26 protein-coding genes are annotated in these 25,544 nt (G+C 67.7%); 11 read left to right on the top strand and 15 right to left on the bottom strand.

Features of this window, described 5'->3' with window-relative positions; translation table 11 throughout:
- Positions 1–3: 3 nt before the first annotated feature.
- The 3 genes from KHO22_RS08160 to KHO22_RS08150 all read right to left on the bottom strand — a co-directional run bounded on the left by KHO22_RS08160 (position 4) and on the right by KHO22_RS08150 (position 2,730).
- Positions 4–1,245 (bottom strand): GGDEF domain-containing protein, encoded by a 1,242-nt coding sequence (locus KHO22_RS08160; RefSeq protein WP_211946842.1) that lies wholly within the window; start codon positions 1,243–1,245, stop codon positions 4–6.
- Positions 1,246–1,398: 153 nt separating this feature from the next.
- On the bottom strand, positions 1,399–2,145 hold the full coding sequence (locus KHO22_RS08155; protein WP_211946618.1) for an IclR family transcriptional regulator: 747 nt from the start codon (positions 2,143–2,145) through the stop codon (positions 1,399–1,401).
- Between the two features lie 108 nt (positions 2,146–2,253).
- Positions 2,254–2,730, bottom strand: a complete 477-nt coding sequence (locus KHO22_RS08150; RefSeq protein WP_211946617.1) for a hypothetical protein — start codon at positions 2,728–2,730, stop codon at positions 2,254–2,256.
- A 471-nt stretch (positions 2,731–3,201) separates the two neighbouring features.
- On the opposite strand from KHO22_RS08150, the gene KHO22_RS08145 reads away from it, so the two are divergent.
- Positions 3,202–3,435, top strand: coding sequence for an IclR family transcriptional regulator (locus tag KHO22_RS08145; RefSeq protein ID WP_211946616.1), 234 nt, complete (start codon positions 3,202–3,204; stop codon positions 3,433–3,435).
- 364 nt (positions 3,436–3,799) lie between these two features.
- On the opposite strand, the gene KHO22_RS08140 is transcribed toward KHO22_RS08145, so the two are convergent.
- The 6 genes from KHO22_RS08140 to KHO22_RS08115 all read right to left on the bottom strand — a co-directional run bounded on the left by KHO22_RS08140 (position 3,800) and on the right by KHO22_RS08115 (position 9,512).
- Positions 3,800–4,567 (bottom strand): class I SAM-dependent methyltransferase, encoded by a 768-nt coding sequence (locus tag KHO22_RS08140; RefSeq protein WP_211946615.1) that lies wholly within the window; start codon positions 4,565–4,567, stop codon positions 3,800–3,802.
- 70 nt (positions 4,568–4,637) lie between these two features.
- Entirely contained in the window at positions 4,638–5,531 is an 894-nt protein-coding gene (locus tag KHO22_RS08135; protein ID WP_211946614.1) for an ABC transporter permease, read from the bottom strand.
- A complete protein-coding gene (locus tag KHO22_RS08130) occupies positions 5,528–6,409 on the bottom strand; it encodes an ABC transporter ATP-binding protein (RefSeq protein WP_211946613.1) in 882 nt (293 codons plus the stop codon). Before KHO22_RS08130 ends, KHO22_RS08135 begins: the two co-directional genes overlap by 4 nt.
- A gap of 1 nt (position 6,410) precedes the next feature.
- A complete protein-coding gene (locus KHO22_RS08125) occupies positions 6,411–7,445 on the bottom strand; it encodes an ABC transporter substrate-binding protein (RefSeq protein WP_211946612.1) in 1,035 nt (344 codons plus the stop codon).
- 54 nt (positions 7,446–7,499) lie between these two features.
- A complete protein-coding gene (locus KHO22_RS08120; protein WP_211946611.1) occupies positions 7,500–8,420 on the bottom strand; it encodes a TauD/TfdA dioxygenase family protein in 921 nt (306 codons plus the stop codon).
- A gap of 192 nt (positions 8,421–8,612) precedes the next feature.
- Positions 8,613–9,512 carry a ketopantoate reductase family protein gene (locus tag KHO22_RS08115; RefSeq protein WP_211946610.1) on the bottom strand — a complete coding sequence of 300 codons (900 nt, stop codon included), beginning with the start codon at positions 9,510–9,512 and terminating at the stop codon, positions 8,613–8,615.
- Between the two features lie 390 nt (positions 9,513–9,902).
- Here KHO22_RS08115 and KHO22_RS08110 point away from each other — a divergent pair, with 390 nt between their 5' ends.
- The 5 genes from KHO22_RS08110 to KHO22_RS08090 all read left to right on the top strand — a co-directional run bounded on the left by KHO22_RS08110 (position 9,903) and on the right by KHO22_RS08090 (position 15,694).
- Positions 9,903–11,177: an O-acetylhomoserine aminocarboxypropyltransferase/cysteine synthase family protein gene (locus KHO22_RS08110; RefSeq protein ID WP_211946609.1), complete on the top strand. Its 1,275-nt coding sequence runs from the start codon at positions 9,903–9,905 to the stop codon at positions 11,175–11,177.
- Between the two features lie 212 nt (positions 11,178–11,389).
- Positions 11,390–12,202 (top strand): MetQ/NlpA family ABC transporter substrate-binding protein, encoded by an 813-nt coding sequence (locus tag KHO22_RS08105; protein WP_211946608.1) that lies wholly within the window; start codon positions 11,390–11,392, stop codon positions 12,200–12,202.
- 273 nt (positions 12,203–12,475) lie between these two features.
- Positions 12,476–13,576 carry a pyruvate dehydrogenase (acetyl-transferring) E1 component subunit alpha gene (gene pdhA / locus KHO22_RS08100; RefSeq protein ID WP_211946607.1) on the top strand — a complete coding sequence of 367 codons (1,101 nt, stop codon included), beginning with the start codon at positions 12,476–12,478 and terminating at the stop codon, positions 13,574–13,576.
- Between the two features lie 12 nt (positions 13,577–13,588).
- On the top strand, positions 13,589–14,566 hold the full coding sequence (locus tag KHO22_RS08095) for an alpha-ketoacid dehydrogenase subunit beta (protein WP_211946606.1): 978 nt from the start codon (positions 13,589–13,591) through the stop codon (positions 14,564–14,566).
- A gap of 18 nt (positions 14,567–14,584) precedes the next feature.
- On the top strand, positions 14,585–15,694 hold the full coding sequence (locus tag KHO22_RS08090) for a dihydrolipoamide acetyltransferase family protein (protein WP_211946605.1): 1,110 nt from the start codon (positions 14,585–14,587) through the stop codon (positions 15,692–15,694).
- A 9-nt stretch (positions 15,695–15,703) separates the two neighbouring features.
- Here KHO22_RS08090 and KHO22_RS08085 read toward each other — a convergent pair whose 3' ends face one another.
- The gene (locus tag KHO22_RS08085) at positions 15,704–15,910 is read right to left on the bottom strand and encodes a DUF6494 family protein (RefSeq protein WP_211946604.1); all 207 of its coding nucleotides are present in this window, start codon (positions 15,908–15,910) and stop codon (positions 15,704–15,706) included.
- A 139-nt stretch (positions 15,911–16,049) separates the two neighbouring features.
- Here KHO22_RS08085 and KHO22_RS08080 point away from each other — a divergent pair, with 139 nt between their 5' ends.
- Together KHO22_RS08080 and KHO22_RS08075 are read left to right on the top strand one after the other, a co-directional pair.
- A complete protein-coding gene (locus KHO22_RS08080) occupies positions 16,050–17,660 on the top strand; it encodes a phospholipase D family protein (RefSeq protein ID WP_211946603.1) in 1,611 nt (536 codons plus the stop codon).
- A gap of 74 nt (positions 17,661–17,734) precedes the next feature.
- Positions 17,735–17,938 carry a CopG family transcriptional regulator gene (locus KHO22_RS08075; protein ID WP_211946602.1) on the top strand — a complete coding sequence of 68 codons (204 nt, stop codon included), beginning with the start codon at positions 17,735–17,737 and terminating at the stop codon, positions 17,936–17,938.
- 41 nt (positions 17,939–17,979) lie between these two features.
- Here the strand turns inward: KHO22_RS08075 and KHO22_RS08070 are convergent, their stop codons facing one another.
- The gene (locus tag KHO22_RS08070; RefSeq protein WP_211946601.1) at positions 17,980–19,638 is read right to left on the bottom strand and encodes a SulP family inorganic anion transporter; all 1,659 of its coding nucleotides are present in this window, start codon (positions 19,636–19,638) and stop codon (positions 17,980–17,982) included.
- 231 nt (positions 19,639–19,869) lie between these two features.
- Between KHO22_RS08070 and KHO22_RS08065 the strand changes: the two genes are divergently transcribed.
- Positions 19,870–20,307: a universal stress protein gene (locus KHO22_RS08065; RefSeq protein ID WP_211946600.1), complete on the top strand. Its 438-nt coding sequence runs from the start codon at positions 19,870–19,872 to the stop codon at positions 20,305–20,307.
- Positions 20,308–20,380: 73 nt separating this feature from the next.
- The gene (locus tag KHO22_RS08060; protein WP_211946599.1) at positions 20,381–21,034 is read left to right on the top strand and encodes a peroxiredoxin; all 654 of its coding nucleotides are present in this window, start codon (positions 20,381–20,383) and stop codon (positions 21,032–21,034) included.
- 252 nt (positions 21,035–21,286) lie between these two features.
- Here the strand turns inward: KHO22_RS08060 and KHO22_RS08055 are convergent, their stop codons facing one another.
- The 3 genes from KHO22_RS08055 to KHO22_RS08045 form a co-directional block, all read right to left on the bottom strand.
- The gene (locus tag KHO22_RS08055) at positions 21,287–22,243 is read right to left on the bottom strand and encodes a chemotaxis protein (RefSeq protein ID WP_211946598.1); all 957 of its coding nucleotides are present in this window, start codon (positions 22,241–22,243) and stop codon (positions 21,287–21,289) included.
- A gap of 186 nt (positions 22,244–22,429) precedes the next feature.
- Positions 22,430–22,690 carry a MoaD/ThiS family protein gene (locus KHO22_RS08050; RefSeq protein ID WP_211946597.1) on the bottom strand — a complete coding sequence of 87 codons (261 nt, stop codon included), beginning with the start codon at positions 22,688–22,690 and terminating at the stop codon, positions 22,430–22,432.
- Between the two features lie 14 nt (positions 22,691–22,704).
- Positions 22,705–23,889: a beta propeller repeat protein gene (locus KHO22_RS08045; protein ID WP_230426788.1), complete on the bottom strand. Its 1,185-nt coding sequence runs from the start codon at positions 23,887–23,889 to the stop codon at positions 22,705–22,707.
- Between the two features lie 583 nt (positions 23,890–24,472).
- On the opposite strand from KHO22_RS08045, the gene KHO22_RS08040 reads away from it, so the two are divergent.
- Positions 24,473–25,096 carry an N-acetyltransferase gene (locus KHO22_RS08040; RefSeq protein ID WP_211946596.1) on the top strand — a complete coding sequence of 208 codons (624 nt, stop codon included), beginning with the start codon at positions 24,473–24,475 and terminating at the stop codon, positions 25,094–25,096.
- Between the two features lie 37 nt (positions 25,097–25,133).
- Here the strand turns inward: KHO22_RS08040 and KHO22_RS08035 are convergent, their stop codons facing one another.
- On the bottom strand, positions 25,134–25,340 hold the full coding sequence (locus tag KHO22_RS08035; protein ID WP_211946595.1) for a hypothetical protein: 207 nt from the start codon (positions 25,338–25,340) through the stop codon (positions 25,134–25,136).
- Positions 25,341–25,544 lie beyond the last annotated feature (204 nt).

Below are 25,544 nucleotides of genomic sequence, written 5' to 3'. Positions count from 1 at the left end.
GGCTCAGGCCGCCGGTGTCATGACGCGACTGGTCACGTGCACCAGCGACGGCACCGGCACCGCGTCGAACGTGGCGGATGCCAGCACGTAGCGGTCGCGGCCCTGCTTCTTGGCCAGGTAGAGCGCGCGGTCGGCATCCGCGAACAGGGTGCGCCACAGCAACTCCTTGCTGCCCGTCTCGCCGCGCAGTTGCGCCACGCCGATGCTGACCGAGGCAAAGCATTCCTGCCCGGGCAGCGGGATCGCGCGGACCTTGCGCAGGATACGGTTGGCCAGCGCGGTGGCCTGGTGTTCGTCGGTGTGCGGGCAGAGAATGCAGAACTCCTCGCCGCCATAGCGCCCGGCCACGTCGGAGGCGCGGCGCGAGTTGTCGAGCGCCTGGGCGACTTCACGCAGCACTGCGTCGCCGGCATGGTGGCCGAAGGTGTCGTTGACCTGCTTGAAGTGGTCGATATCGATCACCAGGCATGAAAGCGGCTGGCCGTCGCGCTGCCAGCGCGCCACCAGGCCGAGTGCCGACAGGTCCAGCGCGCCACGGTTGAGCAGGCCGGTCAGCGCATCCACTCGGGCGCCGCTTTCGTTGTTGGCGATGATCTGCTCCATCGCCATCACGGTGAATCCGAACAGTCCGAGCAGCCCCGCGATCAGCGGCGCCAGCGCCCAGGCCGAGCCTGCCGGGCCGGCGAAGAACAGCGTGAGGTCATGCCGGTCGACGCCGGCCTGCGTGATCGTATGGCTGGCGCACACCAGCTGGGTCGACAACTGCACCAGACTCGACACCAGCACCAGCGGCGCGCCAATGCTGCGCCGCCCGCGCCCGGTACGCGCCAGCGTCCCGATCGTCGCCAGGGAAATCATGGCCAGGATGCCGTAGACCACGGCCAGCAGCAGCCGCGGCCCGTCGGGCAGGCCGGAGGACGTGGCCATCAGCCCGAGCACGACCACACCGGCCGCCGCCAGCGGGCCGGCGTGCGAGCGCAGGCCGTAGTAGACGCGCACGCCGCGGTAGATCAGCAGCCAGCCCAACACGAAGGCGCCCGCGCCCAACACGCCCAGGTCCGGCGCGCCGCCGGCCGCGCTGACCGCGAGCGCCAGTCCGGCGCCGGACACGATGACATGGCCGAACGCCCACAGCCGCCCCGCTTCGATCACGCGCAGCGCAAAAACCAGCCCAGCCGCGATGACCAGCGTGCTGGAAAAGAACACGATCATCACGACCGCAATGGTCTGCTGGTCCAGGTGCACGAACATCCCTTAACAAAGCCATGAGGCGCGCCGTCAATCGACATGAGGGCACGGGTGAAGGGGGCGATCGCGAATGATATCCCGCCGCGGCAGTCGCAGGGCACCCCCGACAAGCCGGGTCGCCTCGCCACAACACCCGCCCGCGCAGCGGGATCAGGCTGCCGCCGGCATCTCGGGGAAATCGGGGAAGTTGCCACCCAGCCCCTGGGTCAGCGCGCGGGCCGCGCCCAGGACATCGTCACGGAAGTCTTCACGGAACCGGCTGGCCGGGCAGGTCAGCGTCAGCGCACCGGCCAGGGCGCCGTCCGGTCCGAAAACCGGCGCCGAAACGCCCGCGATATCGGGGCTGCGGTCGCCGACCAGCGCGATCACCCCCTGGCGGCGGATGCGCTCGTAGAGTTCGCCGGCCTCGCCGGCAAAGGCGCGCAACACGCGCCCCCCGGCGCCGCGATCGCGCGGCAGCAGTTCCCCCGCGCGGATGTGGTCGCGCACGGGCTGAGGCGAATCGACGCGGTACAGGCACAGCCGGTGTTCGCCCTGCTCGACATGGAACGCGGCGCTTTCGCGCGTGGCCTGTACCAGCGCGCGCAGCACCGGCATGACCACGGCTTCGAGCGAAAACGACGCGGCATAGACCGCATTGAGCCGCGCCACTTCGGGCCCCAGGCTGTAGCGCCCGTCGGGCAGCCGCTGCACCAGCGCGGCATGTTCCAGCGACGCCAGCAACCGCAACAGCGTGCTTTTGTAGAGGCCGGAGCGTTGCGCCAGCTCCGCCAGCCCGAGCGAGGTATCGCCAAGCCGGAACGCCGACAGCACGAACAGCGCACGGTCCACGGCAACGGCACCGCCTTCGGCGGCGTGCTTGTCGGCTTCGGAGACCTGGGCGGCTTTGCGTGGCATGGGCTGGCGCTAAACGGAAAACCGGCGTGCAGTGCACGCCGGTATGACAGAACGAGCAGTCACCGTATAGAACAGGCCCGCCCTTGTCAATGGATGCCGGACCGGCCGTCAGCGGTGCCCGCCGCCGCGTGCGCCACCCATCGCACCGCCCATTCCGCGGCCCATGCCGCCGTGGAAACCGCCGGACGGCATGGCACGGAAACCGCGCGCGCCCCCGCCGGCGCCACCCATGTGGCGGAAGAAAACGTGGTGCATCGGATGCGCGTGGTGGTGGCGGTCCACGAAAATGAACGCCGCCCCAAAGCCCACACCCACGGGTGCCCAGTACCAGGGGTAGCTGTCGTCGTAGTAGTAGGGCGTCGGGTAGAACGCGCCGCCGCTGTCGTCCACCAGCTGCCAGCTGCCGTCAGGCTGCAGGCAGGCCAGTCCGGTCACCTGCTGCCACTGGCCGTTGACTGCCACCTGTCCCGCCACCTGCTGGCATGGCGGCCCCGTGCTCCATTCGTCGTCGGCCAGCGCGGGCGTCCCGGCACAAAGTCCGAGACTGACCACCCATGCCGCCGTCCATCTTGCTGCACCGTACATGGCCCACCTCCTGCGCAGTCGTTGGGGCCGTTGCGAGGGCCCGCCTTGCAACCTCGCCTCATAGCTGTTGTATAGACGTATACGACCGGCGCCGCACGTTTATTCCGGCCGAACTACGGTAGCCGCTGGCGGCGCGACGCGGGTGCTTCTGGCAGCGCACATGTTCAGCATTCACTCCATCCAGATCCGCGCGCTTGCACGGCCACCGATCCGGACGGGTTCTTATTGGCCACACGCACGCGTCGACAGATGGCGTTTTTCCGCAACAGCATTTCCCGCCTTATCGTTCGCACGGCAAGGGCAAAGGCGCCTTAAGGCACATGGCGCGGCATCGCACGCCACGTATGCGCCGCGTCTGCGCCCCATGCCAGAATTAGAAGGGTTATTGCCTGCTTTTGGTTAAGCCGTTGCTGCATGGCATGGATAGAATCATGCGTTACCTCCCGCCGCAGCTTTACTTTTTGCATTGGTATGACCTTCCACAACATTTCGCTTGGCGACATCCTGGATGACTTGCGCAGCGCACCGCGACCGCTGACGCCGTACGAGCACACCTATCTGGCTCATCTGAGGCAGCGGATCGTCACCGGCGACGCCGACCTCTGGACCACGCTGGAAACCGCGGGCGTGCAGTGCAGCGAGCGCCGCCTGTCACCCGAAGTCGTACTGGCGCTGACCGCGCTGGGCCAGTTGCCCATGCACTGAAACCGCGCGGGGCGCGCTGCCGCCCCGCTGCGCAACGCGTCCTGCTTCTCCCCCTTCCTCTCTGCCCGTCCCACGCGGGAATCTGCCCAAGCGGACCAGCAAGGACTTCCGACGCATCGCAATGACGTTGCGGAAGTTCCTGACTCAAGGCTGGCACCGCCGGCGACTACGATCAGCGCTTTAACCTGCACCACGCCGCGTCCCCCAGCCTGCGGCAGGCTGGCGGCCAGATGGCATGGCTCCGATGCATGGCACACCTCCTGAAAACCCGCGCGTCAGCCTGCCCGGATGCCGCAATGCCGCCCTGCGGCCCGGTTGCGTTCGGAGTGCTGCACGCCACCGTGCAGGGAGGGCGCCGGCCTGGCTACAGACGCGTGCAGCTGTAGGCCTCGGTCCGGTACGGAAACGCCACCAGCGCGTGGCCGGCCAGCACCGGCTCCTGGTCGATCACGGCCTGCACTTGCGCGCGCACGGTGGCCTGCTGCCCGGGCGGCAGCGAGGCAATGAAGCTGACCGACATCACCCGATCGACTACGACCTGCTGCGGCGGCCCTTCATGCACGTAAGGCAGGCTTTCCAGCGCGAGCGGGCCGAACCCCTGCGCCGGGAACACCTTCTTCCAGTCGCCCTTGTAGAAGCGCGGCGCATCGCCCTCGAGCGGCATCATGATCGCGGTGAGCCTGGCGACCCAGGGCACGCTCTCGTCGCGCACGTTCCACACCAGGCCCAGTTTGCCTCCCGGGCGCAGCACGCGGCGGATCTCGGCCATGGCGCGGTCGTTGGCGAACCAGTGGAAGGCCTGCGCGCAGACGACGGCATCGACGCTCGCGTCGGGCAATGGCATCGCCTCGGCCGTGCCGGCCACGGCCTGCACCGCGGTCAACGCCGCGGACAATTGCGCGCGCATCTCGTCGACCGGCTCGACCGCGATGACGGCCGCGCCCGTCGCGGCCAGCCGGCGCGTGAACTTGCCCGTGCCCGCGCCGAGATCGACGACTGTCCTGCCCGCGCCGAGACCGAGCGTCCCGCGCAGCCAAGCGCCAATGCCCTCCGGGTATTCGGGGCGCCCGCGTGCGTAGGTAGCGGCCTGGGCCGCAAATCCCTCGGCGGCGGCGTGGTGGATCTCTGTCATGGCGGGCTCCGGTCTCGCTGTGGATATCGGAGCCGTACACTACTCTCGCCGGAGGTGGCGGGCAAGCGACTCAGTGCTGCATGCCCCAGCGCCTTACCGTGAGCCGCTCCAGCGTGGTGAACACCAGCCCTTCCACCATCAGCCCGATCAGGATCACCGTGGCCAGGCCGGCAAAAACGCGATCGGTGTACAGCTCGTTGCGATTCTGGAAGATGAACCAGCCCAGCCCGCCCTGCCCCGACGACGCGCCGAACACCAGTTCGGCCGCGATCAGCGTGCGCCAGGCGAAGGCCCAGCCGATCTTCAGGCCCGACAGGATCGCGGGCAATGCCGCCGGCACCAGGATCAGCACGACATAGCGCACGCCACGCAGCCCGTAGTTGCGCCCGGCCATGCGCAGCGTCTCCGGCACGCTGCGAAACCCCGCATAGGTGTTCAGCGCCAGCGGCCACAACACCGAGTGGATCAGCACGAAGATCAGGCTCTTCGTCCCCAGGCCGAACCACAGCAGCGCCAGCGGCAGCAGCGCAATCGCCGGCAGCGGGTTGAACATCGCGGTCAGCGTATCGAGCAGGTCGCGGCCGATGCGGCTCGACACCGCCAGCGTAGTCAGCACGAACGCCAGCGCCACGCCGCCCGCATAGCTGCGCAGCAGCACCGACAGCGATGCGGCAGCCTTGCCCGGCAGCTCGCCATTGGCCATGTCGGCCGCAAAGGCGCGTGCCGTCGCCAGGAACGATGGCAGCAGCAGGTCGTTGTCCTGCACGCGCGCCACCAGTTCCCACAGTAGCGCCAGCGCGAGCAGGATCGCCGCCTTGCGCAGCCAGCCGTGCTGCCACAGGCGCTGCGGCCACGGCAGCGCGCGCGCGAGCGGCATGGCGACAAAGGGCTCGGGCTCGCGGATGTACTCGGGACGCACTTCGGGCAAGCCGCCACGCGGCGTGGCGGCGGTGGAGACAGTCATGATGGCTTCCCTCGGTATTGCCGCGCCGCCGGTCGCTCGCGCGGCACCTGCGTGTCGGTGGTGTCGGCGGTGTCGGCGGGCACGTCGAACAGCATCTGGTGAATGCGCTGCGCCGCCGCCTGGAATTCCGCGCTGCCCTGGCTGGCCAGGCTGAACTGATGGCTGTTGAGTTCGGCGCGCACGCGCCCCGGATGCGGCGACAGCAGCAGGATGCGGCTGCCGACCACCAGCGCTTCCTCGATCGAATGCGTGACGAACAGCAGCGTGAACGCCGCATCGTCCCACAGCGCCAGCAGCTCTTCCTGCATGCGCCGGCGCGTCAGCGCATCAAGCGCGGCAAACGGCTCGTCCATCAGCAGCACCTTGGGCCGCATGGCCAGCGCGCGCGCAATCGCCACGCGCTGCTTCATGCCGCCGGACAGCGTGTGCGGATAGGCATCGGCGAAGCCGGCCAGTCCGACCTTGTCGAGGCAATGCATCGCGCATTCATCGGCCTCGGCACGCGACATGCGGCGCGATTTCCGCAGCGGGAACATCACGTTCTGGCGCACCGTCTTCCACGGCGGCAACTGGTCGAACTCCTGGAACACCACGATGCGGTCCGGCCCCGGCGCCTGCACGCGTTCGCCGTCGAGCCGGATCTCGCCCTCGCAAGGCGGCACGAAGCCCGCCACGGCCTTGAGCAGCGTGGACTTGCCGCAGCCCGAGGGACCAAGCAATACGAAGCGATCGGCCGCATGCACGTCAAAGCTTACGCGGTGCGTCGCGCGCACGATGCGCTCCTCGGTGCGGTACTCCAGCGACACGCCGTCCACCTGCAGCAGCGGGCCGCGCGCCGCGCCACGGTCGGACACCACGCGCAGATTATGCGTGGCCATGTCAGCTACCCTGCGCGGTGGCCGGGTCCTGGAAGAAATAGTCCTGCCAGGATTTCGGCTGGTTGCGGATGGCGCCCACGCGATGCATGAACTCGGCCAGCGCGAACGTGTTCTGCGGCGTAACTTTGAACTGCACCTGCGGGTTCTTCAGCACCTTGACCAGCAGCGCGCGATCGATCTTCGCCTTGTTCACGCGGACGTACAGGTCCGCCGCCGCTTCCGGATTCGCGCTGGCGAACTTTGCCGCCTCGGCGAGCGCATCGACGAACGCGCGATAGGTCTTCGGATTGTCGTTGCGGAATTTTTCTGTGGCGTAAAGCACGGTGGCCGAACTCGGGCCGCCGAGCACGTCATACGAATTCAGCACGATGCGCGCATTCGGATTGCCAGCCAGTTCCTGCTCCTGGAACGGCGGATTGGCGAAGTGCCCGGTGATCTCGGTGCCGCCCGAGATGATGGCGGCCGTGGCATCGGGGTGCGGCACGGCCACGGTCCACTTGTCGAGGCGGTTGAACTCCTTGTCGCCCCACTGCTTGGCCGCGGCAAGCTGCAGCACGCGCGACTGCACCGACACCGTCACCGCCGGCAAGGCGATGCGATCCTTCTCGGAGAAGTCGGCAATCGTCTTTACTTTCGGGTTGTTGCTGACGAGGTAGTAGGGGAAGTTGCCGAGCGATGCGACGCCGCGCACGTTCTGCTTGCCGAGCGTGCGGTCCCACAGCGTCAGCAGCGGACCGACGCCCGCGCCGGCGATATCGATGGCGCCGGACAGCAGCGCGTCATTGACCGCGGCGCCGCCGGACAGCTGCGTCCATTCGACCTTGATGTCGACGCCCTGTTGCTTGCCGTGCTTTTCGATGAGCTGCTGGTCGCGCGCCACGTTGAGCAGCAGGTAGACCACGCCGAACTGCTCGGCAATGCGCAGCTTGCCTTCGGCATGCGCGGCACCGGAAACGGCCAGCCCGGCGCCGAGGGCGAGCAATGCCAGCTTGCGCGGCCAGCCACGGGCACGCGCGGTAAAGCGGGATGGGAACATGCGGATAACTCCGGAAAAAGCGGAACAGGAAGACCTTCGGCTACGCCACCGCGCTCAGCGTGGCACGTCGCCTTCGATGGTGGTGCGGTACATCACGCGGCGCAGTTCGGGCGGACAGCCCGCGGCAAGATGCAGCAGCGAACGGTTGTCCCAGAACACCAGGTCGTTCCCCTGCCACCGGTGGCGGTACACGTGCTCGGCACGCGTGCTGTGCGCAAACAGCTGGTCGAGCAGTTCACGGCTCTCGCCTTCGGGCAGCCCGGCGATGCGCGTGGTGAAGTGCTCGCTGACGAAGATCGCCTTGCGGCCGGTTTCCGGGTGCGTGCGCACGATGGGCTGCAGCACGGGCAACACCCGCGCAACCTGCTCGGGAGTGAGGTCGGGCCGCCACGGGCTGCGCGCCTGCAACTCTGCATAGCGGGCAAGGTAGGTGTGCTCGGCCTGCAGGCCGTCGACGGCGCGCTGCAGCTCGACTGGCAGCGTGTCCCAGGCCAGGTGCATGTTGGCTAACAGCGTGTCGCCGCCTTCGGCGGGCAGCTCGCGCGCATGCAGCAGCGAGCCAAGGCTCGGCTTGTCCTTGTAGGAGAGATCGGAATGCCAGAAGTGGCCGGCATCGCCAAGGCCGATCGGCTTGCCGTTCTCCACCACGTTCGACACCACCAGGATCTCCGGATGGCCGGTGAGCTGGAACTGGTGCAGCACGTGGATCTGCAGCGGACCGAAGCGGCGGCTGAAGGCGACCTGCTGGTCCGGCGTGATGCGCTGGTCGCGGAACACCAGCACGTGGTGGTCGAGGTGCGCGCGATGGATGCGCGCGAAATCTTCGGCGGACAACGGTTGCGACAGATCCAGTCCGATCACCTCCGCACCGAGCGGTGCGTCGAACGGATGGATCCCGAAACGATTCGTGCCCGCAGGCGCTTGCGGTACGTAGGGCCGGCGGCTCGGCTGGCCGCTATGGAGGTTTGCAGTCATGGCAGGCTCGGTGATGCGCTGGGAGGGGAAGCCAGCGCCGCGACGCATGCCGATGGGCACTGCGCGCGGCGGGTACGAGCCATGCACTGTAGGGAACGCCGGCTGACGCGGTCAACGAACGATATCGCTGCGCCTTATGCGGGCAGCGCATATCCATGTCCGGACATTGGCCCCCGCGCCATCGAAACGGCTTCAGCCGGCGCGCGGCCTGTCTTCGATCAGCCTCACCAGCGCGTGCAGCAGCCGGTTGGCCGGAACGGCGATGCCGAGCGCATCGCCACGGCGCACGATCAGGCCATTGAGATGGTCGATCTCGCTGCGCTTGCCGCGCGCCAGGTCCTGCGCCGTCGACGAGGTCTGCGCGGGCATGGTCTCGGCAATGCGGCGCACGGCCTGCTCGATATCACCGGGCAGGCGCACGCCGTCCGCGTGCGCGACCGCGAGGCATTCCGCGACGATATCGCGCATCACGGCCTCGACGCCTTCACCGCGCACCAACCGGCCATACGGCAACTGCGTGATCGCAGACAACGCGTTGTAGGCACAATTCAGGATCAGCTTGGCCCACAGCGCACCGCGCACATTGTCGGAGGTCTCGACTGGCACGCCGGCCGCGGCGAAGGTACGGGCCAGGGTCGCCCCCTGGCTGGTCGGCTCGATCACAAGCTCGCCGCGCCCGTTGTGCCTGACGTGTCCCGGGCCCGCCATCTCGGTTGCCACATAGACCACCGCGGCAGCCACTTCCTGCTCCAGCAGGCCACGCAGCGTCTCGGCATTCTCGACGCCGTTCTGCAGCGACAGCACCAGCGCGCCCTGCGCGAGCGACGGCTTCATGGCCAGTGCCGCGCTCTGCGTGTCGGTGGACTTCACGCAGAACAGCACGAGGTCCGCGCCTTGCACCGCGCCCGCGTCGGTGCTCGCCGATACTCCGACCTGCTCGTCGAACGACTGCGTTTGCAGCCGCAGGCCGCGCGCCTCGACGGCCTGCACGTGTTGCGGGCGGGCGATCAGCACCACCTCATGGCCGGCCCGCGCCAGCATTCCGCCGTAGTAGCAGCCGACTGCCCCGGCGCCCATGACTGCGACTTTCATTTCACGCTCCTGCTGTGAATCCCGATTGATCCGCGATGGGGGCGACACGTCGAGCTGTCCCCCATCCCTTGCATGAATGCAATTATGACAGGGCGCCCCCGGCGCGGCGTACCGGGGCGAAGCGATGCGCATACCGATATGCAAGCCGCACACGCAACAGGCGCATATGCGGGCATCCCATGACCAATGCCAAAATCGATCGCGCATGCGCACGGCCGGCCCGGCGGCACTGGCCGCGCATAAGCAAATGCAATATGGTTCTTTGCCGCGCATGGTCCCGGGCACCATGCGCTGCTACCATGCGCAGGCCCGGCGCACCGTACGTTGTGGCTTCACCCGGCATCTTCCTCACGCATGCCGCTCCAGCACCCGAAAAAGAACAACCCGATCATGAGACTTGAAACCATTGCCGTCCACGGCGGCTACTCGCCCGACCCGACCACGCGCGCCGTGGCCGTGCCGATCTACCAGACCGTCGCCTACTCGTTCGACAGCGCGCAGCATGGTGCCGACCTGTTCGACCTGAAGGTGCCCGGCAACATCTACAGCCGCATCATGAACCCGACCAACGACGTGCTGGAGCAGCGCCTGGCCGCGCTGGAAGGCGGCGTCGGCGCGCTGGCGCTGGCCTCGGGCATGGCGGCCGTCACCTACGCGATCCAGACCATCGCGGAGGCCGGCGACAACATCGTCTCGTCCAGCCAGCTCTACGGCGGCACCTATAACCTGCTCGCGCACACGCTGCCGCAGTCGGGCATCGAGACGCGCTTTGCCGACGGCCGCAACCCGGCGAGCTTCGGCGACCTGATCGACGAACGCACCAAGGCCGTGTTCGTGGAATCGGTCGGCAATCCGCTCGGCAACGTGGTCGACATCGAAGCGTTTGCGCGCGTGGCGCACAACCATGGGGTGCCGCTGATCGTCGACAACACCGTGCCGTCGCCGTACCTGTGCCGGCCGTTCGAGCACGGCGCGGACATCGTCGTGCATTCGCTGACCAAGTACCTCGGCGGCCATGGCACCAGCGTGGGCGGCGCCATCGTCGACAGCGGCAAGTTCCCGTGGGCCACGCACAAGGCGCGCTTCAAGCGCCTGAATGAGCCGGACGTGTCTTACCACGGCGTGGTCTATACCGAAGCGCTGGGCCCGGCGGCCTACATCGGCCGCGCACGCGTGGTGCCGCTGCGCAACACCGGCGCGGCGCTGTCGCCGTTCAACGCGTTCCTGATCCTGCAGGGCATTGAAACGCTTGCCCTGCGACTGGACCGGATCACCGAAAACACGCTGGCCATCGCCAGACACCTGCAAAAGCACCCCAAGGTGGATTGGGTCAACTTCGCCGGCCTGCCCGAGCACGCCGACCACGCGCTGGTGCAGAAGTATCTCGGCGGCCGCGGCCCCGGCATCCTGTCGTTCGGCCTGAAGGCCGGCGGACGCGAAGGCGGCGCGCGCTTCCTCGACGCGCTGCAGCTGTTCACGCGCCTGGTCAATATCGGCGATGCCAAGTCGCTGGCCACGCACCCGGCGTCCACCACGCACCGCCAGCTCAACGCCGACGAACTCAAGGCCGCGGGCGTGAGCGAGGACATGGTGCGCCTGTCGATCGGCATCGAGCACATCGATGACCTGCTTGAAGACCTCGACCGCGCACTGAACGCTGCCTGAGCGCGATGGTGCTGCTGCGCGTCCCGGCACGGGGCGCGCAGTCCTGCTTGCGGCGCCTGCCTTTGCCGTCGTCGTCGCCCTCGCCGCCCATATGCGCTTTCGGCATATGGGCATGACGAAACACTCGTTCCCTGCTTGTCTGCCCGTCCCTACAATGGCCCGACCATGCAGCCTGAAGGCTGCGCCATTCTGATAACCACGGGGAGCTTTTGATGAAGATCGGCAAGGGGATCCGGCTGTTCGCAGCCGTGCTGGCAATTGGCGTGATGCAGGCGGCGGGCGCGGCCGATCCGGACAAGAAGGAAATCCGCTTTGGCGCAACGGCCGGCCCGTACGCCGACCAGATCCGCTACGGCGTGAAGCCGGTGCTGGAAAAGCGCGGCTACAAGGTCACCATCGTCGAATTCAGCGACTACGTACAGCCGAACCTGGCCCTGGCCGATGGCGCGATCGACGCCAACGCGTTCCAGCACGTGGCCTATCTGAAGAAGTTCTCCGCCGACCGCAAGCTGCAGCTCTCCGAAGTCGTTCAGGTGCCGACCGCGCCGATCGGCATCTACAGCAACAAGCACAAAGCCCTGACGGAAGTGAAGGCCGGCGCCACGGTGTCGCTGCCCAATGATCCGAGCAACCTGGCGCGCGCCATCACCATCCTGCAGCAGATCGGCTGGGTCACCCTCAAGCCGGGCACGGACATGATCCGCGCTTCGGAGCGCGACATCGAAAGCAATCCGCACAAGCTCAGGCTGATCCAGCTCGAAGCCGCGCAGCTGCCGCGTTCGCTCGATGACGTGGACTATGGCTTCGTCAATGGCAACTTCGCGCTGGCCGCCGGCCTGAAGCTGAACTCGGCGCTGGCGCTCGAGAAGATTCCCGACTACTACATGAACCTGGTGGCGGTGAAGACGGCGGACCTCAACAAGCCGTTCGTGAAGGACATCCGCGAGGCCTACCAGTCCGCCGAGTTCAAGGCGGTGGCGCAGCAGCGCTTCGCGGGCTTCGTGCCGCCGGCTTACCAGAAGTAGGCGAACCGGCTGAACGCAGCCCCGTACGGAAAGGCTCCCACCGGGAGCCTTTCCTGTTTTCTGCCGCCGGGTAATGCGGCCTGCCGACGCGCTCCGTTTGCTGCAGCACGGCATGGCCGATCCGGCCACGCTTCTGCGCCCGGAGTAACACAGGCGCCGCTTTTGATCCCCCATGCGCGTGCCCATGCCCTAAACTCAATGCAACCCGACCCGGTCCCGCCCTCCCACAAGGAACGCACGGGATCCCTGACACGCACATCGGAGGCCTCCCACATGGGCACGGTTGCGAGCTTTGACATCGGCTACACACGATACCTGGACCCGCCGGGCGCATCCCCGGTTTCTTCTTCCCCTCTCCCGCCATTCGCCACCGACCCGGACGCGCTGTTGCCGCTGTACCGCGCGATGGTGCTGACCCGCCAGTTCGACCTCAAGGCCATTGCGTTGCAGCGCACCGGCAAGATCGGCACGTTCGCCTCGGCGCTCGGGCAGGAAGCGGTCGGCGTGGGCGTGGCCAGCGCCATGCGCGCCGAGGACGTGCTGGTGCCGTCCTACCGCGACCACGCCGCGCAGTTTGTGCGCGGCGTCACCATGACCGAGAGCCTGCTGTACTGGGGCGGCGACGAGCGCGGCAGCGGCTTTGCGGCGGCGCCGCATGACTTCGGCAACAACGTGCCGATCGGGACGCAGGTATGTCATGCGGCGGGCGTGGCCTACGCCGTCCAGTTGCGCGGCGAGAAGCGCGTGGCGGTCTGCATGCTCGGCGATGGTGGCACCTCAAAAGGCGACTTCTACGAGGGCATGAACATGGCCGGCGCCTGGCACGCGCCGCTGGTCATCGTCGTGAACAACAACCAGTGGGCCATCTCCATGCCGCGCAGCCGCCAGACGGCTGCGCACACGCTGGCGCAGAAGGCCATCGCCGCGGGCATTCCCGGCGAGCAGATCGACGGCAACGACGTGGTCGCGGTGCGGCACCGCGTGGGCCAGGCCATCGAGCGCGCGCGGGCCGGCGAAGGACCGGCGCTGATCGAGGCCATCACCTACCGGCTCGGCGACCACACCACGGCCGACGATGCCTCGCGCTACCGTGACGAGGTTACCGTCAAGGCGCACTGGCAGGCCGAGCCGCTGCTGAGGCTGCGCGAACACCTGCTGAAGCTGGGGGCCTGGGATGCGGGACGCGAAGAGGCGCTGGTGCGCGAATGCTCGCAACAGGTGGCCCAGGCCGTGGAAGCCTACCTGGCATTGCCGCCGCCCGACCCGGCCGCGATGTTCGACTGCCTGTTCGCCACCATGCCGGCGGCCTTGCAGGAACAGCTGGCGACCGCGCGGCGCTATGCCGCGCCGCATGGCCAGCCCAACCCGAACTGAGGCGAGCGCACCATGGCTGAAATCACTCTGGTCGAGGCCGTCAACCAGGCGCTGGGCTATGCGCTGGAATACGACCCCGACGTACTGCTGCTGGGCGAGGACATCGGCGTGAACGGCGGCGTGTTCCGCGCCACGGCCGGCCTGCAGGCCCGCTTCGGTCCGCAGCGCGTGCTGGACACCCCGCTGGCCGAAGCCGGCATCGTCGGCGCCGCCATCGGCATGGCCGCGATGGGGCTGAAGCCGGTGGCCGAGATCCAGTTCACGGGCTTTATCTATCCGGCCATCGACAACATCATCAACCACGCCGGGCGCATGCGGCACCGCACGCGCAACCGCCTGAGCTGTCCGCTCGTGGTGCGCTCGCCGTTCGGCGCGGGCATCCACGCGCCCGAGCATCATTCGGAAAGCCCCGAAGCGATGTTCGCCCACATGCCGGGCATCCGCGTGGTCATCCCGTCATCGCCGGCGCGCGCGTATGGCCTGCTGCTGGCCGCCATCGAGGACCCCGACCCGGTGATCTTCCTGGAGCCGACACGCCTGTACCGGCTGTTCCGGCAGGAAGTCGCCAATGACGGCGCGGCGCTGCCGCTCGACGCCTGCTTCACGCTGCGCGACGGCAGCGATGTCACGCTGGTGAGCTGGGGCGCGATGCTGCAGGAAACGCTGGCCGCGGCGGACCAGCTCGCCGAGGAGGGCGTATCCGCCGCCGTGATCGACGTGGCCACGCTCAAGCCGCTCGACATGCAGACCATCCTCGAATCCGTGGCGCGCACGGGCCGCTGCGTGATCGTGCATGAAGCGCCGCGCACGGCGGGCTTCGGCGCGGAGATCGCGGCCGGGCTGGCCGATGCCGGCCTGTACTCGCTGGCGGCGCCGGTGCAGCGCGTGACCGGCTTCGACACCGTGGTGCCGCTCGCGCGGCTGGAGCATACCTACCTGCCAAGCGTGGCGCGCATTGTCGACGCCGTGCGCAAGGCGCTGGCGGCCTGACGATCCGGGGACGCAACCATGAGAGTGTTCAAGCTGCCCGATCTGGGCGAAGGCCTGCAGGAGGCCGAGATCGTGACCTGGCATGTCAAGGCCGGCGACACCGTGGCCGCCGACCAGCCACTGCTGTCGGTGGAAACGGCCAAGGCCATCGTCGAGATTCCGTCGCCCTACGCCGGCACGGTCGGCAAGCTGTTTGCGCAGGCCGGCGACATCGTCCACCTGGGCGCGCCGCTCGTGGGCTTCGAGGGCGCCGGCGACGATGCCGACGCGGGCACCGTGGTGGGCGCGGTCAAGGTCGGCTCGCAGGTGGTGGCGGAAGCCGCCACGCCGCTGGCGCCCGGCGCGGGTGGCGCCGGCATCAAGGCCACGCCAGCCGTGCGTGCGCTGGCACGGCGCCTGGGCGTGGACCTGGCGATGGCAAACCCGTCCGGTGCGGATGGCGTGGTCACCGCCGCGGATGTGGAGCGCGTGGCCTCGACACTCGCCGAAACCGGGCCGGGCGAGGTACTGCGCGGCGTACGCCGCGCGATGGCGCAGAACATGGCGCGCGCGCAGAGCGAGGTCGCCGCCGCGACCGTGATGGACGATGCCGATATCCATGCCTGGCAGGGCGCGCATGACGTCACCATCCGCCTGGTGCGCGCGCTGGTCGCCGGGTGCCGCGCCGAGCCCGGCCTGAACGCCTGGTACGAAGGCCAGACCGGCAAGCGCCACGTCATGCAGAAGATCGACGTCGGCATTGCCGCCGACCTGCCTGAAGGCCTCTTCGTGCCGGTGCTGCGCAACGTGGGCAACCGCGACGCGGCCGACCTGCGCCACGGGCTGGACCGCATGCGCGCCGATATCCGTGCGCGCACCATCGCGCCTGAAGAGATGCGCGGCAGCACCATCACGCTGTCGAACTTCGGCATGATCGCGGGCCGCTATGCCGCGCCGATCGTGGTGCCGCCTACCGTGGCGATCCTCGGCGCGGGCCGCATCCGCGACGAGGTAGTGGCCGCCGGCGGCGTGCCGGCGGTGCACCGCGTGATGCCGCTGAGCCTGACCTTCGACCACCGCGTGGTCACCGGCGGCGAGGCGGCGCGCTTCCTGGCCGCGGTGATCGCCGACCTGGCGCTGCCCGAATAGTCCGCGGCGTCAGGCCAGCCGGATGTCGCCGTCGAATGTCGCACTCAGTTTGAGCCGGCCAAGTTCCAGCGTCATCTTCACCGGCAGGATCTCGTTGCCTTCCAGTTCGCCGCTGGCCAGCGCGGCCGCGACGGCCTGTTCGATCTCCCGCTGTGAACTGACACCCACGGTCTTGAGGAACTTGCGGATGCTCATGTTGAAGGCTTCCTGATCCATGGCGGTCTCCTGACTGGCTTGTCCCGGTTTGTCCCGGTTCGTTCCGATACTGCCTTGATAGTAGTGCAGGGCGGCGAAGGACTGGCGCGCGGGTGCAAAACGCGCTACACAGGAGGCTGGCTGCCGCCCAGGAGATGCGATGCCCGCGATCCATGACCGCCCCAGTCCGACGTCCCGCTGGCTGTGCCGCCTCGCGTCGCTGCTGGCTGCCGCACTGCTGATGGCGGGCTGCGCCAGCCTGCCGCCGCAGGACGGGCGCGCCGCCTCGTATGCGGTCACCGATACGGCCGGCACGCCGCTGGGCCGCACCGTGGCGCCGATGCTGTCCGCGCACCCCGGGCAATCGGCCTTCTACCCGCTGGCCAGCGGCCCCGACGCGCTGGTGGCGCGGCTGGCGCTGGCCAGGGCCGCGCAGCGCACGCTGGACGTGCAGTATTACATCTACGACGGCGACCTGACCGGCAAGACGCTGCTGGCCGACATCATCGCCGCGGCCGACCGCGGCGTGCACGTGCGGCTGCTGCTCGATGACCTCCACATGTCCGGCCAGGACCGCATTCTCTCGGCGCTCGACGACCACCCGAACATCGAAGTCCGCCTGTTCAACCCCTTCACGGCGCGCAGCCTGCGCATGGCCCAGATGGCCCTGGACTACAGCCGGCTGAACCGCCGCATGCACAACAAGTCGATGACGGCCGACAACCAGGTCACCATCGTCGGTGGCCGCAATATCGGCGACGCCTATTTCTCGGCCGACAAGGGCTCGGACTTCACGGACCTTGACCTGTTGCTGGCCGGCCCGGTGGTGCCGGAGGTCTCGGCCGTGTTCGACGATTACTGGAACGGCGCCGTTGCGTACCCGGTCAGTGCGCTGGCCAAACCGCCCGAGGACGCGGCAGCGCAATTGCAGGCCGTGCGCGAATACCTCGATGAGCACGTGGCCGAAGCCCGCGGCGGCGAGTACTCGCAAACCTTGCAGGCCTCAGGGCTGGCACAGGCGCTGGAAGGCGGCAAGCTCCCCGCGTACTGGGGCCGTGCCACGGTGATCGCCGACAAGGCGGCCAAGGTCACGCTGCCGCCTGAGGACGATTCCAGTCATGCCATCCCCAAGCTGGCGAAGCTGCTCGGGAGCGCGCAGCAGGAACTGGCGCTGGTATCGCCGTATTTCGTGCCGGACCGCAAGTCGGTCGACTGGCTCGCGCAGATGACGAAACGCGGCGTGACGGTGCGCATCCTGACCAACTCCTTCGCCGCCACCGACGTCAGCGCCGTACACGCGGGCTATTCACCTTGGCGCGAGGACTTGCTGGAAGCCGGCGTGGAACTGTACGAGCTCAAGCCTTCGGCCTACGCCGAGATGGCGCGCGAAGGCCAGCACGCGCATCGCAGCATGATCAGCAAGAGCCGCGCCAGCCTGCATGCCAAGAGCTATATGGTGGACCGGCACCTGCTGTTCGTCGGATCGCTCAATCTGGATCCGCGTTCGGCCCGGCTCAACACCGAGATGGGCGTGGTCGTCGACAGCGCGGCGCTGTGCGAAGCGCTCGGCAAGAACCTGGACCAGGCGCTGCTGGACGTCGCCTACAAGGTCATGCTCGCCCCCGGCACCGACGGCAATGCCGCGCACCTGGAATGGGTGACGCGTGAGAACGGCCTGCTGCGCACCTATGACAGCGAACCGGGCATGGGCGCCTTGCAGCATCTCGGGCAGGGACTGCTGCGGATGCTGCCGATCGAAGAGGAACTGTAGACCAGCCGGGGACGCGCGTTTGGCCCTGTATATAATGCGGTTCCGATCGCCGCCGCGCATCGCGACTGACCTCCATGGAATCCAAGACCGCCCGCCTCACCATCCTGATCGATCCGGTCAAGAAAAAGGCTTTCGAGACCCTGTGCGCATCGCAGGACCTGACGCCGTCGCAAGTGGTGCGGCAACTCATCCGCGAATACCTCGCCCAGCACGGCGTGGAATATGCCACCAAGGCCAGGCCCGGTGGCCGGAAGAAGGCCCCGGCCGACAAGGCCTGAGAACCCATCGCATAAAGAGAAAGGGGTTCCAGGCCGGTTCGTCATTCCGGCCGCGCGATGCGCGCGCAGCGCTCGGTCGCCGCGGCCAGCGTTTCCTGGTAGTTCCCTTCCCCCAGCGCCGCCAGCACGCCGGCGCGCGCGAGCTTCTGGCGCACGCGCGCGTTGGCTTCGCACAGCACCACGGCCACGCCGCGCTGCCTGAGCTTGCCGATCACCTCCTCCAGTGTCTGCAGGCCGGTCATGTCCATGAACGGCACGCGGCGCAGCCGGATCAGCAGCACGCGCGGATCGGTGTGGGTCTGAATCAGCGCGCGTTCGAAGTTTTCCACCGCTCCGAAGAAGAACGGCCCGTCGATGCCGTACACGAGCACGCCCGGCGGCAGGCCGGACGGCATGCCGCCTTCGCGCGACAGTTCGTGCTCCACGTCGGGGGCGTCCTGGCGCGAGACTTCCACCGATGCCGACATGCGCCGCAGGAACTGCAGCATGGCCAGGATCACGCCGATATTCACCGCCACCACCAGGTCAGTCAGTATGGTCAGGCAGAACGTGATCAGCAGGATGGCCACGTCCGCCCGCGGCGCGCGGCGCACCATGCGCGCGAAGTGCCGCAGCTCGCTCATGTTGTAGGCCACCACGAACAGGATGGCCGCCAGCGCGGCCAGCGGCACGTTGGCGGCCAGTGGCGCCAGGAACAGCACCACCAGCACCAGCGTCGCGGCGTGGGTGAGGCCCGCCAGCGGGCTGTTGCCGCCGTTGCGGATATTCGTGGCGGTGCGCGCGATGGCGCCGGTCGCGGCAAAGCCTCCGAACAGCGGTGCGACCACGTTGGCCAGCCCCTGCCCCACCAGTTCCTGGTTGGAGTCATGGCGCGTGCCGGCCATGCCGTCGGCGACCACGGCCGACAGCAGCGACTCGATCGCGCCGAGCATCGCGATGGTGAAGGCCGGCCCGGCCAGTTCCAGCACGCGCGCGAGCGTGACCTCGGGCAGCGACAGCCCCGGCAGGCCGCGCGGCAGGCCGCCGAAGGCGCTGCCAATGGTGGCCACGCCGTCGAAGCGGAACAGCGCCTGGATGACAGTGGCCGCCACCAGCGCCACCAGCGGCCCGGGGATGCGCCGCAGCCAGGGCAGGCGCGGCGTGCCGACCACCAGCAGCAGGCTCAGCAGCGCGATCGCCGTGGTTGCCGGATGCCAATGCGGCATGACTTGCAGCAGATGCCAGAGCTTCTGGTGGAAATGGTCGCCGGCCACCGCCGGCAGGCCGAAGAAGTCGCGCCACTGGCCGACGAAGATGATCACGCCGATGCCCGCCGTGAAGCCGACGATCACCGGCGCCGGGATATAGCGGATCACGCTGCCGAGGCGTGTCATCCCCATGGCCAGCAGGATCAGGCCGGCCATCAGCGTGGCGATCTGCAGTCCGTCGATGCCGTGCCTTGCCGTGATGCCGGACAGGATGACGATGAACGCCCCGGTCGGCCCGGCGATCTGCACCCGGCTGCCGCCGCAGGCCGAAACCAGCAGGCCGGCCACGATCGCCGTGTACAGCCCCTGTTCCGGCTTGGCGCCGGAAGCAATGGCAAAGGCCATGGCCAGCGGCAGCGCCACCACGCCGACGATGGCGCCGGCAACGATGTTGGAAAGCCAGTTCCCGCGGCGGAACAATCCGGCCTGCCATGCTTCGCGCAACGCAATCATTGGGGCACCTTCGTCGACGGTGATCGGTAAGCACATCGGATGATAACAGCATGTTAATCATCGACACGCGCCGGCCGACCCGGTCCGGAGGCTGCGCATCGATGCCGGAAAGCGCACTAACGGGCTGTCGCGACGGGCGGGCAATTCCTATACTGGATTGGCCCGCGCGGACCGGGGCATGCGCCAGCCGGAAACGCGCCGGCTTTCAGAGGACTGGCAGCGGAGGACTCGATGTTCAAGCACTTCCTGGTTCCCACGGATGGCTCGCCCCGTGCCGACGCGATGATTGCGCGCGCCATGACCTTTGCCGGACGCCTCGGCGCCCGCGTCACCGGACTGCATGTGATTCCCCAGTACCACCTGATGACCTACCGGCTGACCAGCCTGCAGGACACCCGGGAGACCTTCGCCGCGGAAGCGGCACGCCATGCCGACGAGTTCCTGGCCGCGCTGAGCCGGGCGGCCACGCAGGCGGGCGTGCCGTGCGAAACGGTCACCGCCACGGACGACCACCCGTGGCAGGCGATCGTGCAGACGGCGCAACAGAGAGATTGCGACCTGATCGTGATGTCATCGCATGGACGGCGCGGCCTGCAGGCCATGCTGATCGGCAGCGAGACGCACCGGGTCCTCACGCACAGCGCGATTCCCGTGCTGGTATTCCGCTAGGCGCCCGCAGGGACCTGGCATGCGGGCGACAGCCCGTTCCCCCACCTTCACCACAAGACCAAGGAGTCCGATCATGGCGATTCGAATAGGCGAAGAAGCTCCCGACTTCACCGCCGAGACCACGCAGGGCCCGATCCGCTTCCATGAATGGATCGGCGACGGCTGGGCCATCCTGTTCTCGCACCCGAAGGATTTCACGCCCGTCTGCACCACCGAACTCGGCTACATGGCCGGCCTCAAGCCTGAATTCGACAAGCGCAATACCAAGATCATCGGCCTGAGCATCGACCCGGTCGGCGACCATTCGCGCTGGGCCAAGGACATTGAAGAGACGCAGGGCCATGCGGTGAACTATCCGATGATCGGCGACGCCGACCTGAAGGTGGCCAAGCTCTATGACATGATCCATCCGGAAGCCAGCGGCGGTCCGCGCACGGCTGTGGATAACGCGACCATCCGCTCGGTGTTCTGGATCGGGCCGGACAAGAAGATCAAGGCCATGCTGGCGTACCCGATGAGCGCCGGCCGCAATTTCGACGAAGTCCTGCGGTTGCTGGACTCGCTGCAGCTCAACGCGAAGCATGCCGTGGCGACGCCGGTCAACTGGAAACCGGGCGACGACGTGATCATCCCGACTTCGGTCTCGGACGAAGACGCCCGGAAGAAGTACCCGGACGGCTTCAAGACGCTGAAGCCCTACCTCCGGGTGGTGGCCCAGCCAAAGTAGGTAAGTGGCGGGCGGCGCGGCCGTCCGGCCCCGGGAATTTCGGGCGCCGCCTCATCCTTTGGTATGAGGCGGCCGGATCACCGGGAAAACTATCCACAGGAACAGTGGATATCCGGCCTATTGACAACCGCACAAGGCGCGCCGGTATTGGGAAACACTGGAGTGCCTAAATTCTGGGCAGCCGCGCGGCGTGGGGAAATGGTTGCGCCAGCGGCGATTCTGTGCCTGATGCGATACAACCGGGCTCCGGATTCAGTGCACCAGCACACTGCGGAGCGTCTCGGCCAGTTCCTTGGCAACGAACTTGGCAACGTAGGCATTGGCGCCGACCTTGCGTACGTGTTCCTCGCTGGCCTCCCCCGAAAGCGATGAATGAATCACCACGGGAAGCGACTTGAGGCGGCTGTCCGCCTTGATCCTGCGGGTCAGCGTAAAGCCATCCATCTCGGGCATTTCCAGGTCGGTCAGCACCAGTGCCACCTCGTCGTGGATGGAGCGGCCTTTGCTGGCCGCTTCGGTCGCCATGCTGTCGAGCAGTTCCCAGGCTTCCTTGCCGGACTTGGTCATGAGCACCGGCGCACCGAGCGCCTTCAGGCTCTGCTCGATCAGCCCGCGCGCGAGCGCCGAATCGTCGGCGGCGATCACCTTGGTGCCCGGCGGCAGCGTGAGCTGCGGCCCGACCGATTCCGGGACCACGTCCGGCTGGCGGGACGGCAGCACGTCACGCAGGATCTGCTCGACGTCGAGCACCTGCACCAGGCGCGCCTGGTCGGTGCCGGCATCGAGCTTGGCGATGCTGGTCACGTGGCCGGTTTGCACGCTGGCCTCGGCCGAATGCACCTGGTTCCATTCCAGCCGCACGATTTCCTCGACCGCTTCCACCGCAAACCCCTGGGTCGAGCGCGCATATTCGGTGACCAGGAGGATGCCGAGGCCGTTCGCGGGCTTGCAGCCCACCATGCGCGGCAGGTCGATCACCGGGATCACCTGGCCGCGGATGTCGGCCATGCCCAGGATCGACGGATCGGCGCCGACCACCGTGGTGACCGGCGGCATCACCAGGATTTCGCGGACCTTGAAGACATTGATGCCGAACAGTTCGGACTGGCCTGAATGCTCGGCGTCGCCCAGACGGAACAACAGCAGCTCGAACTGGTTGTTGTTGGTCAGGTTGGTGCGCTCGTCGATGTCCCTCATCGAACTGCTCATTTGATGCTCCCCTTGCATGCCGATTGGCCGATTGGTTTGCCGCTGCGGTAGGTGCGGTCTGCGGCCTGGCGGCAGGCGGACAGCAGACGTTGGATGTCTGGATAACGGCAGGCGGGACGGGGGATTTAAGGCGCACCCCTGCGCCAGATCAAGGCGCGCGGTGCGGCGCACGTGAAGTGCGGCAGTTCAGCCGCCGGCGAGCGCCTGCAGGATGTGGACTTCGTCATTGTCGTGCAGCGGCGCGTCGAGCCGCATCCACTGCACGCGATTGACGAAGACGCGGATATACGGCCGCAGCTTGTCCTGTTCGTCGACGATGCGGAAGCGCATGCCGGGGAATTGCCGGTCGAGATCCTCGAGCAACTGGCCGATGCTGCCGCCATGCGCTTCCACCACCGGCTGCTGGCCGGTGTACGAAAGCAGCGGCGAGGCAATATGCACGCGCATGGCCCGGGCCCCGGTCAGGCCGGCCGCGCGGTCTGCACCGCGTAGATGTGCGGCAGATGGCTGGCGATGCACTGCCAGTGTTCGCCCTCGTCGGCACTGGCCCAGATCTCGCCGCCGGTGGTGCCGAAGTACAGGCCCACGGGTGCCTGCGCGTCGGCCGCCATGGCCTGGCGCTTGACCGTGAGCCAGGCCTGCCCGGCCGGCAGGCCGCGGTCCTGGCGCTGCCAGCTTTCGCCGGCATCGCGCGTGACATAGACCGCCGGCTTGCCGCCGGGGCTCACGCGTGGCCAGACGTCGCTGCCATCCATCGGGAATACCCACACCGTGCGCGGATCGCGCCGATGGGCGACGATCGGGAAGCCGATGTCCCCGACCTCGCGCGGCATGGCGTCGCCGATGCGCTTCCAGATTCCTTCGTGCCGGTCCATGCGGTAGATGCCGCAGTGGTTCTGCTGGTACAGGATGTCGGGCGCGGCCGGATGCTGGAGCACGCAGTGCGGGTCGTGACCGTATTCAACATCGGGGTCCGGCAGGAAATTGGCGGCACAGCCGCGGTTGAGCGGCTTCCAGTCGGCGCCGGCGTCGGTGCTTTCAAACACGCCGCCGCTCGACATGCCGATGTACAGGTGCTTCGGGTCGCGCGGATCGACCAGGATGGAATGCAGCTTGGGGCCGTCGGGCGTGCCGTCCTGCTCGCCGCCGGTCCAGCTGCGCCGCATCGGGTGGTCGTTGAAACCGGTCACGGAGTCCCAGCTTGCGCCATGGTCGGTACTCCGGAACAGACCCTGCGGAGACGTGCCGGCGTACCACGTGCCGGATTCGGTCGCGTGTCCGGGCGTCAACCAGAAGACATGATCGACGACGCGCCCCGTCTCGCCTTCAGGCACCTTGGCAAAGGCTGGCGGGCGCGTGGCTTCCGTCCAGTTCTGGCCGCCGTCGGTGGAACGGAAGACGGTCGGGCCCAGGTGGCCGGTGCGTGCGGCCATCAGCATGCGCCGGGGCTCGCGCGGATCCTGCACGATGTGATGGATGGTATGTCCCAGGAACACCGGTCCCCGCAAAGCCCAGTTGCGCCGGGCCGCGTCGCTGGTCAGGAACCAGGCACCCTTGATGGTGGCGACCAGCAGCATCGCCGGCCCGGATTCCGGGGTCGGCATCGAATGGGGATCGGTATGCGGCGCCGTGCTAGCAGTCATCATGGCTCCTGCGGAACTGCCCCGATGTAGGGCACGTGCTTCCGAGTCTAGTACATGTAGACAGCGTTCACAATTACGATCCGGCTGCCGGATGAGGCGGCAAATCATCGCCCGGTCACGCGCGGGCCTTGACGAATAAACGCTGTTGACCGTGGATCCCGGCACAATGGATGGACATTGCCGACAAAATATGGGATAAGACTCATTGCCCGGCCGCGCCCCGCCATGCCGGTTCCTGCCTCTACCTATTCGCTGATGCCACGCCCCCTCCGCGCCACCGTTCTGCTTCGCCGTGCTATGCATGGCGTGGCCGCGTGCGCGTTGGCGGCGGCCGCCCGCATCGGCTTGCCGGCGATCCCGGCCCGTCGAGCCGTGCTTTTCCTGGCCGTGCGGGCAGCTCGGCGGACCCCCGTCCCGACCTGAGCTTTCCCGCACGGCACTTTGCATGCCGCTGCCCTGTTGGCAGCCGCAAACCATCGTGCATCCAGGAGAAAGCCATGCCATTGATCTACCGCCGCACCCTTTGCGCCATGCTGGCGCTCGTGATCCTGTACGTCGCCCTCAACGCCTGAGCGGGGGTCTCACCATGACCATGACCTTCGAATTGCGCCACCCGGCGCAGGGACTGGCACGCGCATTGGAATTGCGCATCGATGTCAGCCCCGGACACGCCGAGGTGGAAGACGAACTGGGCGCGCTACATGACCGCATGCGCTGCCCTGGCGACCGGCTCCATGCGATGCCGGCTCAGCCCAGCGGACTGCCGGGGCTGCGCCTGCGCTATCGCGAGGCCGACGGCGAGATTTTCGTGTACGTGGAAGACGTGGCCAACGGCCGGCTTGCCGGCTATACGGTGTTCAACCGGCTGATCGAAGTCGGCCGTCGCGCCGACCCTTGGGTGCGTTCGCCCCACACGAAGTTTGCGCCGGCTTACCAGCGCCGCGGCCTGGCATCAGGCCTCTACCGCTGGGCGCTCGACGGTGGACTGTGCCTGCTGAGCGGCGCCCGGCAGTCGGCGGGCGCGCATGCGCTGTGGCAGTCGCTTAGCCGCCGCTACACGCTTGGCTATGTCGACCTGCGCCACAAGACGCTCACCTATCTGGGCGAACGGGTCAGCGCAGCCGTGATGGATGACCTGCACACACGCATGGTGCTGCTCGGGCATGGCTGGACGCTGCGCCGCTTCAAGGAAGCGACGGGGATGTACTGAGTTCGCCGCGGCGGCGTTCGGAACGGTTCGGAACGGTTCAGAGCCAGGTGATGGGCGCCGCCACGCGGGCATTCTCCACATGCAGCGCCCAGCCGCGCGCAAAGTAATCGCGCACCCGCGCGGCGAGCGAACGGCCGCTGCCCATGCGGGCGTACAGGTCCACATCGCGGGACAGGTCGGCGGGGGCCGCAGTCGGACGGCGGTTCGGCGACTGGCGATAAAGCGTATCGGCAAGGACTTGCATAAGAGAAATCAGTAGATGAGGCGTCAATGAAAAGCGCATCGAATCGCACCTGCACCGCGCCTGCGGGACTCGCGAGATCCAATTCGAGGGTTATCCCTAGTATAAAGAAGTCGACCCCAAGACATACGGGTCAATCCCTATAGGCCCTATTTGCTTCAGCTGATAATGCACGCGTGCCTCGGACCCGCCTCCACGCGGCTGCTG

The sequence above is a fragment of the Cupriavidus yeoncheonensis genome, from assembly GCF_905397275.1.
Classification (GTDB): Bacteria; Pseudomonadota; Gammaproteobacteria; order Burkholderiales; family Burkholderiaceae; genus Cupriavidus; species Cupriavidus yeoncheonensis.
This window is presented reverse-complemented; position numbering and strand designations above follow the sequence as displayed.

Excerpts from the sequence above, each read along its gene's own strand:
- KHO22_RS08155 (WP_211946618.1), bottom strand. The coding sequence starts at position 2,145 with ATGCCACGCAAAGCCGCCCAGGTCTCCGAAGCCGACAAGCACGCCGCC.
- KHO22_RS08150 (WP_211946617.1), bottom strand. The coding sequence starts at position 2,730 with ATGTACGGTGCAGCAAGATGGACGGCGGCATGGGTGGTCAGTCTCGGA.
- KHO22_RS08145 (WP_211946616.1), top strand. The coding sequence starts at position 3,202 with ATGACCTTCCACAACATTTCGCTTGGCGACATCCTGGATGACTTGCGC.
- KHO22_RS08140 (WP_211946615.1), bottom strand. The coding sequence starts at position 4,567 with ATGACAGAGATCCACCACGCCGCCGCCGAGGGATTTGCGGCCCAGGCC.
- KHO22_RS08135 (WP_211946614.1), bottom strand. The coding sequence starts at position 5,531 with ATGACTGTCTCCACCGCCGCCACGCCGCGTGGCGGCTTGCCCGAAGTG.
- KHO22_RS08130 (WP_211946613.1), bottom strand. The coding sequence starts at position 6,409 with ATGGCCACGCATAATCTGCGCGTGGTGTCCGACCGTGGCGCGGCGCGC.
- KHO22_RS08125 (WP_211946612.1), bottom strand. The coding sequence starts at position 7,445 with ATGTTCCCATCCCGCTTTACCGCGCGTGCCCGTGGCTGGCCGCGCAAG.
- KHO22_RS08120 (WP_211946611.1), bottom strand. The coding sequence starts at position 8,420 with ATGACTGCAAACCTCCATAGCGGCCAGCCGAGCCGCCGGCCCTACGTA.
- KHO22_RS08115 (WP_211946610.1), bottom strand. The coding sequence starts at position 9,512 with ATGAAAGTCGCAGTCATGGGCGCCGGGGCAGTCGGCTGCTACTACGGC.
- KHO22_RS08110 (WP_211946609.1), top strand. The coding sequence starts at position 9,903 with ATGAGACTTGAAACCATTGCCGTCCACGGCGGCTACTCGCCCGACCCG.
- KHO22_RS08105 (WP_211946608.1), top strand. The coding sequence starts at position 11,390 with ATGAAGATCGGCAAGGGGATCCGGCTGTTCGCAGCCGTGCTGGCAATT.
- pdhA (WP_211946607.1), top strand. The coding sequence starts at position 12,476 with ATGGGCACGGTTGCGAGCTTTGACATCGGCTACACACGATACCTGGAC.
- KHO22_RS08095 (WP_211946606.1), top strand. The coding sequence starts at position 13,589 with ATGGCTGAAATCACTCTGGTCGAGGCCGTCAACCAGGCGCTGGGCTAT.
- KHO22_RS08090 (WP_211946605.1), top strand. The coding sequence starts at position 14,585 with ATGAGAGTGTTCAAGCTGCCCGATCTGGGCGAAGGCCTGCAGGAGGCC.
- KHO22_RS08085 (WP_211946604.1), bottom strand. The coding sequence starts at position 15,910 with ATGGATCAGGAAGCCTTCAACATGAGCATCCGCAAGTTCCTCAAGACC.
- KHO22_RS08080 (WP_211946603.1), top strand. The coding sequence starts at position 16,050 with ATGCCCGCGATCCATGACCGCCCCAGTCCGACGTCCCGCTGGCTGTGC.
- KHO22_RS08075 (WP_211946602.1), top strand. The coding sequence starts at position 17,735 with ATGGAATCCAAGACCGCCCGCCTCACCATCCTGATCGATCCGGTCAAG.
- KHO22_RS08070 (WP_211946601.1), bottom strand. The coding sequence starts at position 19,638 with ATGATTGCGTTGCGCGAAGCATGGCAGGCCGGATTGTTCCGCCGCGGG.
- KHO22_RS08065 (WP_211946600.1), top strand. The coding sequence starts at position 19,870 with ATGTTCAAGCACTTCCTGGTTCCCACGGATGGCTCGCCCCGTGCCGAC.
- KHO22_RS08060 (WP_211946599.1), top strand. The coding sequence starts at position 20,381 with ATGGCGATTCGAATAGGCGAAGAAGCTCCCGACTTCACCGCCGAGACC.
- KHO22_RS08055 (WP_211946598.1), bottom strand. The coding sequence starts at position 22,243 with ATGAGCAGTTCGATGAGGGACATCGACGAGCGCACCAACCTGACCAAC.
- KHO22_RS08050 (WP_211946597.1), bottom strand. The coding sequence starts at position 22,690 with ATGCGCGTGCATATTGCCTCGCCGCTGCTTTCGTACACCGGCCAGCAG.
- KHO22_RS08045 (WP_230426788.1), bottom strand. The coding sequence starts at position 23,889 with ATGATGACTGCTAGCACGGCGCCGCATACCGATCCCCATTCGATGCCG.
- KHO22_RS08040 (WP_211946596.1), top strand. The coding sequence starts at position 24,473 with ATGACCATGACCTTCGAATTGCGCCACCCGGCGCAGGGACTGGCACGC.
- KHO22_RS08035 (WP_211946595.1), bottom strand. The coding sequence starts at position 25,340 with ATGCAAGTCCTTGCCGATACGCTTTATCGCCAGTCGCCGAACCGCCGT.